The organism is Paraburkholderia tagetis, assembly GCF_022213065.1.
Lineage (GTDB): Bacteria > Pseudomonadota > Gammaproteobacteria > Burkholderiales > Burkholderiaceae > Paraburkholderia > Paraburkholderia tagetis.
Genome location: NZ_JAKLJA010000019.1, coordinates 124,625 through 132,975 on the forward strand (window position 1 = coordinate 124,625; position 8,351 = coordinate 132,975).

Annotated in this window: 8 protein-coding genes and 1 tRNA gene; 2 read left to right on the forward strand and 7 right to left on the reverse strand. The window is 59.2% G+C overall.

Going from position 1 to position 8,351, the window contains the following annotated elements; translation table 11 throughout:
• Positions 1-150: 150 nt before the first annotated feature.
• Complete coding sequence (locus tag L5014_RS21620; RefSeq protein WP_238465777.1) at positions 151-2,001, reverse strand: phosphoenolpyruvate carboxykinase (GTP); 1,851 nt, start codon at positions 1,999-2,001, stop codon at positions 151-153.
• Between the two features lie 379 nt (positions 2,002-2,380).
• On the opposite strand from L5014_RS21620, the gene L5014_RS21625 reads away from it, so the two are divergent.
• Positions 2,381-3,394 carry a D-2-hydroxyacid dehydrogenase family protein gene (locus tag L5014_RS21625; protein ID WP_238465778.1) on the forward strand — a complete coding sequence of 338 codons (1,014 nt, stop codon included), beginning with the start codon at positions 2,381-2,383 and terminating at the stop codon, positions 3,392-3,394.
• A 90-nt stretch (positions 3,395-3,484) separates the two neighbouring features.
• On the opposite strand, the gene L5014_RS21630 is transcribed toward L5014_RS21625, so the two are convergent.
• Positions 3,485-4,369, reverse strand: coding sequence for a patatin-like phospholipase family protein (locus L5014_RS21630; RefSeq protein WP_238465779.1), 885 nt, complete (start codon positions 4,367-4,369; stop codon positions 3,485-3,487).
• 38 nt (positions 4,370-4,407) lie between these two features.
• Positions 4,408-4,812 carry a PaaI family thioesterase gene (locus tag L5014_RS21635; RefSeq protein WP_238465780.1) on the reverse strand — a complete coding sequence of 135 codons (405 nt, stop codon included), beginning with the start codon at positions 4,810-4,812 and terminating at the stop codon, positions 4,408-4,410.
• 306 nt (positions 4,813-5,118) lie between these two features.
• On the opposite strand from L5014_RS21635, the gene L5014_RS21640 reads away from it, so the two are divergent.
• Positions 5,119-5,194, forward strand: a tRNA-Lys gene (locus tag L5014_RS21640).
• Positions 5,195-5,402: 208 nt separating this feature from the next.
• On the opposite strand, the gene L5014_RS21645 is transcribed toward L5014_RS21640, so the two are convergent.
• The 4 genes from L5014_RS21645 to L5014_RS21660 all read right to left on the reverse strand — a co-directional run bounded on the left by L5014_RS21645 (position 5,403) and on the right by L5014_RS21660 (position 8,070).
• The gene (locus tag L5014_RS21645; RefSeq protein ID WP_238465781.1) at positions 5,403-6,014 is read right to left on the reverse strand and encodes a PAAR domain-containing protein; all 612 of its coding nucleotides are present in this window, start codon (positions 6,012-6,014) and stop codon (positions 5,403-5,405) included.
• An 87-nt stretch (positions 6,015-6,101) separates the two neighbouring features.
• Positions 6,102-6,422, reverse strand: coding sequence for a hypothetical protein (locus L5014_RS21650; RefSeq protein ID WP_238465782.1), 321 nt, complete (start codon positions 6,420-6,422; stop codon positions 6,102-6,104).
• A gap of 6 nt (positions 6,423-6,428) precedes the next feature.
• On the reverse strand, positions 6,429-7,193 hold the full coding sequence (locus L5014_RS21655; RefSeq protein ID WP_238465783.1) for a peptidoglycan recognition protein family protein: 765 nt from the start codon (positions 7,191-7,193) through the stop codon (positions 6,429-6,431).
• A 592-nt stretch (positions 7,194-7,785) separates the two neighbouring features.
• The gene (locus L5014_RS21660; RefSeq protein ID WP_238465784.1) at positions 7,786-8,070 is read right to left on the reverse strand and encodes a hypothetical protein; all 285 of its coding nucleotides are present in this window, start codon (positions 8,068-8,070) and stop codon (positions 7,786-7,788) included.
• Between the last annotated feature and the right edge of the window lie 281 nt (positions 8,071-8,351).

Here is an 8,351-nt window from a genome sequence, read left to right on the forward strand (position 1 = left end):
GCATACGATGCGATGCTGATTCGATATGAGCCGCCATCGATTTGGCCCGATATACGAAAAAGCCGCCCGAAGGCGGCCCTTGCTTCCAGGTCAAACCCGCTAGCCGCGCAGCGACGCTAGTGAGCACTCACCCTCATTTCGTGCCAGCGCTCAAAAACGCTTCTCCAGCGCCGTGCGCGCATCGCTTAGCGCCTTCGGCAAGCCTTGGGCGAGCTTCGCGAAAAGCTCGGAATGCAGCGCGAGCTCGGCGCGCCACGCCTCGGCATCGACCGAGATCACCTGCTCGAACTGCGCCGGCGTGAAGTTCAGGCCACCCCAGTTCAGATCGTCGTAGCGCGGCGAGACGCCGAATGCATGGTCTTCGCCTTGGGCCTTGCCCTCGATGCGGCGCACCATCCATTCGAGCACGCGCATGTTCTCGCCAAACCCCGGCCAGACAAACTTGCCATCCTCGCCCTTGCGGAACCAGTTCACGCAGAAAATGCGCGGCTGGGTCGCGCCGAGCTTCGAAAGCCGCTCGCCCACCTTCAGCCAGTGGCCGAAATAATCGGCCATGTTGTAGCCGCAGAACGGCAGCATCGCGAACGGATCGCGCCGCACCACGCCCTGCTGCCCCGCTGCTGCCGCCGTGGTTTCGGAGCCCATGGTCGCGGCCATGTACACACCCTCGGTCCAGTCGCGCGCTTCGGTCACGAGCGGCACCGTGGTCGAGCGCCTGCCGCCGAACAGAAAGGCGTCGATGGCCACGCCCTTCGGATCTTCCCAGGCAGGATCGATCGACGGGCACTGCGAGGCCGGTGCCGTGAAGCGCGCGTTCGGATGCGCGGCCTTGCGGCCCGTCTCCTTGCCAATCGCGGGCGTCCAGTCCTTACCCTGCCAGTCGATCACGTGCGCGGGCGGCTCGTCGGTCATACCTTCCCACCAGACATCGCCGTCGTCGGTGAGCGCGACGTTCGTGAAGATCACGTTCTCCTTGAGCGTCGCCATGGCGTTGAAGTTGGTCTTTTCGCTCGTGCCCGGCGCAACGCCGAAATAGCCGGCCTCCGGATTGATCGCGTAGAGACGGCCATCGGCGCCCGGCTTGATCCATGCAATATCGTCGCCGATGGTGGTGATTTCCCAGCCGTTCATGGAGGACGGCGGGATCAGCATGGCGAAGTTGGTCTTGCCGCACGCCGACGGGAATGCCGCCGCAACGTGGTACTTGCGGCCCTCGGGCGAGCGCACGCCGAGAATCAGCATGTGCTCGGCGAGCCAGCCTTCGGCGCGACCCATCGTCGAGGCGATGCGCAGCGCAAAGCACTTCTTGCCGAGCAGCGCGTTGCCGCCGTAGCCCGAACCATAGCTCCAGATCTCGCGCGCTTCCGGGAAATGGACGATGTACTTCGTCTTGTTGCAGGGCCACGGCACGTCCTTTTCGCCCGCCGCGAGCGGCGCGCCCACACTGTGCACGCAGGGAACGAATGCGCCGTCCTCGCCGAGCACGTCGTACACCGCGCGGCCCATGCGCGTCATGATGCGCATGTTCGCGGCCACGTACGGGCTATCGGACAGCTCCACGCCGATATGCGCAATGGGTGAGCCGAGCGGGCCCATCGAGAACGGCACGACGTACATCGTGCGCCCGCGCATGGAGCCGGCGAACAGGCCGTCGAGGGTCGCGCGCATCTCGGCGGGCGCCATCCAGTTGTTGGTCGGGCCGGCGTCTTCCTTCTTTTCGCAGCAGATGAAGGTGCGGTCCTCCACGCGCGCCACGTCCGAGGGATCTGAGCAGGCCAGATACGAGTTCGGGCGCTTCTGCGGATTGAGGCGGCGCATCGTCCCCGCATCGACCATCTGCTGGCACAGGCGGTCGTACTCTTCCTGCGAGCCATCGCACCAGACGATGCGCTCGGGCTGCGTGTGCGCGGCGACCTTCTGAACCCACTCGACCAGTTTCCGGTGCCGGACCCATGCCGGCGCCTGTACGGCGGCCTGAGCGGGGAAGTCGGGATGATTCATCGATATGTCTCCATGATGGCTGATAAAAAACGTTCGGGTCTTTTGACGGCTGCATGCGGGAGGCGCACCCTGCACGAACCATCACCTTCGTTCGCGCAGTCGGGCAGGTCGTCAAGACCCTGACAGCGAGGGTTCGCAACCGTCTGTAAAGCGGCTTGCGTCACGACCCTTCAAGCTGATAAAAGGGGGGAAATTCTCAAACCAGATCTGGCGGTGTTGAGCGCCATCGCATGGAACAGCAATCGTAATGCCCGCCTGTTCCGTGCACCGGGAGGCTCCCTTGTATTGATACCAGCCTGCCGCGCGCTGCATAGTGGGATAACCACCAGATAAACATCGAGTCGCACCGAGATGTGCGCCACCCCTCACCCAAGCTGCCATGAAAATTGCCATCCTTGACGACTACCAGGACGCCGTCCGCAAGCTCGACTGCTTTCAATTGCTTGTCGATCACGAGGTCAAGGTCTTCAATAACACCGTGCGCGGTCTCGGCCAGCTCGCGAGCCGCCTTTCGGAAGTCGACGCACTCGTGCTGATCCGAGAACGCACGCGCATCTCCTCGCAACTGCTAGACAAACTCCCGCATCTGCGCATGATCAGCCAGACGGGCAAGGCCGGCCCGCACATCGACATTGCCGCCTGCAGCGAGCGCGGCATCGCAGTGCTCGAAGGCACCGGCTCGCCAGTCGCGCCCGCCGAACTCACGTGGGCGCTCATCATGGCCGCGCAACGGCGCATCCCGCAGTACGTGGCCAACCTCAAGCAAGGCGCGTGGCAGCAGTCGGGCCTGAAAACCTCGGCGATGCCGCCCAATTTCGGCCTGGGCCAGGTGCTGCGCGGCCAGACGCTCGGCATCTGGGGCTATGGCAAGATCGGGCGCCTCGTGGCCGGCTACGGCAAGGCGTTCGGCATGCGCGTGATCGTATGGGGCCGCGAGCACTCGCTCGAAGCCGCGCGCGCGGACGGCTACGAAGCGGCCGCGAGCCGCGAAGCGCTCTTCGAGGAGAGCGACGTCCTTTCGCTGCACCTGCGGCTGCACGACGACACGCGCGGCATCGTCACGCAGGAAGACCTGTTGCGCATGAAACCGACTGCGCTGCTCGTCAATACGAGCCGCGCGGAGCTGCTGGAAGAGAACGCGCTGCTCGGCGCGCTCTCGCACAACCGGCCGGGCATGGTCGCCATTGACGTGTTCGAGAGCGAGCCGATCCTCCAGGGCTACAGCCTGCTGCGCATGGAAAACGTGATCTGCACGCCGCACATCGGCTTTGTGGAGCGCGAGAGCTATGAGCTCTATTTCGGCGCGGCATTCCGCAACATCCTCGCGTTCGATGCAGGCGACCACTCGCACGTCGCGAATCCCGAAGCGTTGCAGGGCGTGCGCCGCCGCTAAGCGTCAGGCGCAGACGCGAAGAAGTAACGAAAAAGGCGGCCCGGGCCGCCTTTTTTCATGAGCGCGAGAGTACGCGCAATGGGTGCGCTTTCACGCGTGCGCGGCCGCTTCGAATACCTCGGGCAGACGCTCAAGAAAGCGCTCGCCGTCCTGAGCGCCGAGGTTATAAGCGTGCTGCATCTGGAGTGGGCTTGTGTAGTCCCAGCTCGAAATCGGCACCTTCGCCGAAGGTTGCACGTACAGGCGCTGCTGCTCCCCTTGCGTTTCGCGCGTGCGGTGCTTCACGACGAACATCTGCGGACGCGGATAAAGCCGCGTCACCATCACGAGCACGCGACCCGGCGTGTCGTCGAGCGCGCCCACGGGCACGTTGTCGACCATGCCGCCGTCGAGCACCGGCCGCCCGTTGCGACGCAGCACCGGCGTGAAGGGAGGCGTGCACGAGGACTGCAACACGAGATCGGCGAGATCGTCCACGCGTGCACAATCCTGCGCGATCACGAATTCCGGATGAAAGCCGAGCTTGCGCCCGAGCGTGGGATGCAGCGTCTTGCGGACGTGCTTTTCGATGTTGTACGCGATGAGCCCCGCCGCGACCGCGCTGCGCGCGCCGAGCCAGCGCGGCAGATGCGAAACGCCAATGCGGATCTCGGGCGCGTCCTGCAACTTCGCGAAGTGCGGACCGTAGATGTCGAGCAGCGCCTGGCGATAGATGCGGTAGTGCGGAAACACCGATTCGCCGCGCAGCAGGTTGCCCCAATACGCGTTGCGCGTGTTGTGCTTGAGTGCTTCTTCGTAATAGCGCATGACCCATTGCGAGTCGCGCATGTAGAGCATGCAGGCGGTGGCCGCGCCCGCCGAGATACCCGTAATCACGCGCGGGCGAATCTGCAATTGCGGCTGCACGACGTCCCAGAACCCCGCCTGCCACCAGCAACGATTGCCGCCGCCGGCAAAGACCACTTGATCGAACATGCGCCGTCTATCCTTCGAATCGTCCCGAAGGCAAGAGCTTAGTCGAGTAGCGCGTAAGTTGAGGTCGCGTGGACGGCCATTCGGCCCTCTTCGTCGTAGAGCTCTATTTCGCCGAACACCAGATTACGGCCCATGCGCAGCACGCGCGCGGTGATCTTCACATCGCCCTTGCGCACGGCGCGCATGAAATTGGTGTTGAGCGCAACGGTGGTCATGGGTTTGAACTCGCCGAGCGCCGCGGTAATGGCGACGATCATCGCCGTATCCGCGGCCGCCATGAACACCTGTCCGCAGATCACGCCGCCCGAATGACGAAACTCGCCGGAAAACGGCAGGCGCATCGTAGCGCTCTCCTCGGTGACCTCGACCGGTCTCATCCCGAGCGCCTTCACCCACGGCGCCAGCACGCGCTCGAGCAGCGCGTCGATTGCCTTTTCGTCCATCGTCTTATGCCTTCTTGTCTGGAATCCATGCCGCGCGGCAAGGCTGTCCGATCCGGCGCATCGAATGGATCGGGCAGCGGGATCGGGTGGCACTACGCGGCTTGCCGGCTGGGAATCAGCGCGACGTGGCGACATCATACCGGGACGCATCGCCCATGGCTCAACGCGCCACAACTTCGACGCGATGCCCGAACCGCGTCTGACTGCCGCCAGAGCAAACCGAACGGACCGGCAACGGCTTTTCAGGAATTTTGCGAAAAAGGCTTGCCAACTCTCAAAAAGCCATGCATAATCTTTCTTCTGTTGGGGGCGTTAGCTCAGTTGGTAGAGCAGCGGACTCTTAATCCGTAGGTCGAGTGTTCGAGTCACTCACGCCCCACCAGCGAATTCATGCAAAAAGCCCGGTCATCGCGACCGGGCTTTTTGCTTTCTGGCGCCGTATAACCGGATCTGCCCGATCTGACGCGCTTTACTCGGGTTCGTCAAAGTCGAATTTGTTCTGCTTTGGCTTTAAGCGGATTTCGCTCGTTCTGACCGCGGCCATTCCCAGCCTGTTGGCTTTGGCGATTACCTTCCGAAAAGCATTCCCTTCAAACTCCCAACACAATGAGTTTGCGCCTGGGCGAACTGAAAACTACGTGGATATCGACGGGCACCTCCCCATTTGTCGCGATATGCGCGAAGCCGTTGTCATCGGTGCTTCCAACCTGCCTGGCACCGCCCACGTTCGCGATGAATTCGCGTCCGGACAAAGGCTCACCGGTTGCGCCGTCCACAATGGAAAACCAACGCTCATGCTTTGGCTCAACGGTCGGTGCCGGCGGCGGCGTCTGCTTCTGGGCACCTACTGTTTCGCGTTTCACCTCGTCAATGATTGACCATCTCTTCCCGTAAATAGGGATGATTTGTGGTGGGGTTGAACAGTTACAGTGAATTTCGTCTCCGCCTACCGCCTGGCGACGGCCGCTTCCACCAGCCAGATCAATCATGCGGCGCTGTTCCCTTATTCCCGAGCCACCGACAATCACGCCATAGCTTTGGCAGGCACCGCACCACGCGCTATCGCCAAGATAGACCAAATTTCTGGTTTTGCCGTCGTCACCCCGGACTGTAGGGAGACGAAGCCCTTTGCGCGCAATAACGTGGCTGCTCTCATGACCGGTTAGCGGATCGCCGTCCACAGCAGCATAAAAAAGACCCATGTAGTCTCCAGTGCAAATACTCCATCAGACGAGTGGAATACAAGCGAGAAAAAAACTCAAGTGTCCGCAGGAATCTGCTGAGCTTAACTACTGAATTTCTCGAATAATCTGCCCCCTACAACTCTCAAGTGATTTTGTGTCATTGAGAGTTACGCCGTAAGCATATTTACAAAAATCGAAAAGCTCTTTGCGGACATTCGTTGATAATTCATTAACAGATGGATTATCTCCTTCGTTTGAAAATGGATTGATAAACTCCCTTCTTAGGGTTGGAAATCTTTTAAAAAAATAAACCTCGTGCTCTTCATGATCGATATACGAATAATAATATCCGATATATAAATCAGCCACCAACACCAATAACGACACAAAAAATATAAAAATAACTAAAAATTTCTTCCTTTTCATGGCGAGTCACTTCCCCGGCGCAGATAGCGATAACCTCGATCGCAGCAACTTAACAATATCCATCCCGAGATTCCCAGGGCAGGCTCGCCCCGTATTGGTTGCTAGTTTCTGATATTCCCTATGCCCACCCAGTCGGGAAATATTAAAAAAATCCTTCAAAATCTCACATAAGGCTGTAGCAGCCTGAATCTGAACCGTAGTAGGTTTATCGTGTTTAAAAATAGCCCAATCCGTTATAATCCCACGAAAATTTTTGAACTTATCAAAAATCGATAATCTACTGTACTCCTGCTCGTAGGCTTCGCCTGCCTCAACCAAATCAGACAGAAACACGATACCAATTTTTCCCGAATTACTGCCGGCCACATGTTCACCCAAAAATCGGATATCTCGCGCCTCGTACACTTCGCCCTGGCACGAAACCGCGTAGTGATATCCGGCATCATCGAAAGGTGGGTTTCTGCCCATGTCCTCTGTCTGTACTCGCTGAATTTCCTCGATTGAAGGTACACCGCAAGAATAGCTGCGACCCGCATGATGTATGACGATATCCTGATAGTCCCAGTGACTTTCCCGCATTACACCTCTCGGGGGCTTTGCGTGCCACGCCGAGCGCTCAATCAGTCTGTAGCCTTTTCGCGCAAGCGCGCTGACAATCGCCTGCCGAGTAGCGGCGCGATCATCGATCGATATTGCAATGGCGTTTTGCTTGCTGCCATCTATTTCTGTAGCAGAAGAAGTCCAGAAATTACTACCATCGTAATCAGCCATTCTTAAAGTCCTGTTGTATCAAGTTTGCGCGCGGGGATTGCGACAGCAGGTTGCCGGTACTGTCGGAGCATCCAGACGATGGCATAACCATGACGTGTCGCCATGAACAGGCTCGTCGCCTTGCTGATCGTCGACAAAGACGCGGCCGGGTATATCGGAACTGCAAGAATCAGGAACGCCGAGTGATGCCGAGCGATATCTCTGCCCGTCACGCGCTTATAGCGCGCGGCTGGAGTAATCTCAATCGGCTAAAGGTCGAAAGTGCTGCACCGGTTGATGGGGCGCAATGCTAGAGGGGAATTGATTCGTCTTTGATTCTTCTATCTGAAAATCAAAGCAAATTGGTGGTCTGCTACAGGTATCGGTGCGACGGGCAGAGTTTGAAATGCTGCGGCCATTGCGACATTCGCATCTCTTGCGTGCACACTTTCGAGGCAGTACCACAGTGATTTTGCGTAATCCGTAGGTCGAGTGTTCGAGTCACTCACGCCCCACCAGCGAATTCATGCAAAAAGCCCGGTCATCGCGACCGGGCTTTTTGCTTTTCCGCGCCTGCATTCTGTGCGCGGATGCGCACGGAATGCAAACCAATTCAAACCACTGCGGCCAGGCGGCCTTCCCTCACTCGCACCGGGAAACGCGCAACCTTCTTCGTCGCTTGCGGTAGCCAGCGGCCAAGCGCCTCGCAGCCGTCGAGCTGACGTAAAAGCGTATCGACGGTCCCAAGCTGAACGTGGGTCAAGTGATTTTGCTTGAGCAGGGTGTACAGCCGTTTGCGCCAGTAGTCGACGCCCATGACCGGTTCCTCGAAGTCGCCCGCCAGCGAGAGCGGCATCACACGCGAGATATGCGCGATTTCCTGTTCAACGAATGTCATGGTGCACCCCGTAAGGTCAACAGCGTTTCTTATCGTATGACAGTACTGTAGGACGCTGGGGAGGCGACGCCAGCCTACTCGAACGGATAGGTGCAGGCCGATCGCAAAACGCGCGTATTGGCACGCACTATGCTCACTGCCCATACTCCGCGGCAATCGTCAGGGCAATCGCATGAAGCTCAAAGGCCGAGGATCTTCTCGCGGTACGGATCACTGGCGCTGGCTTTGAGCCTTCGGTTTTTCAGCCCAGCTTTCGTGGTCGTATCTCGTTTGAGCAGATT

What these genes read in the sequence shown, in the direction of transcription:
- L5014_RS21630 (WP_238465779.1), bottom strand. Translation starts at nt 4,369, where the DNA reads ATGTTCGATCAAGTGGTCTTTGCCGGCGGCGGCAATCGTTGCTGGTGG.
- L5014_RS21620 (WP_238465777.1), bottom strand. Translation starts at nt 2,001, where the DNA reads ATGAATCATCCCGACTTCCCCGCTCAGGCCGCCGTACAGGCGCCGGCA.
- L5014_RS21655 (WP_238465783.1), bottom strand. Translation starts at nt 7,193, where the DNA reads ATGGCTGATTACGATGGTAGTAATTTCTGGACTTCTTCTGCTACAGAA.
- L5014_RS21660 (WP_238465784.1), bottom strand. Translation starts at nt 8,070, where the DNA reads ATGACATTCGTTGAACAGGAAATCGCGCATATCTCGCGTGTGATGCCG.
- L5014_RS21625 (WP_238465778.1), top strand. Translation starts at nt 2,381, where the DNA reads ATGAAAATTGCCATCCTTGACGACTACCAGGACGCCGTCCGCAAGCTC.
- L5014_RS21645 (WP_238465781.1), bottom strand. Translation starts at nt 6,014, where the DNA reads ATGGGTCTTTTTTATGCTGCTGTGGACGGCGATCCGCTAACCGGTCAT.
- L5014_RS21650 (WP_238465782.1), bottom strand. Translation starts at nt 6,422, where the DNA reads ATGAAAAGGAAGAAATTTTTAGTTATTTTTATATTTTTTGTGTCGTTA.
- L5014_RS21635 (WP_238465780.1), bottom strand. Translation starts at nt 4,812, where the DNA reads ATGGACGAAAAGGCAATCGACGCGCTGCTCGAGCGCGTGCTGGCGCCG.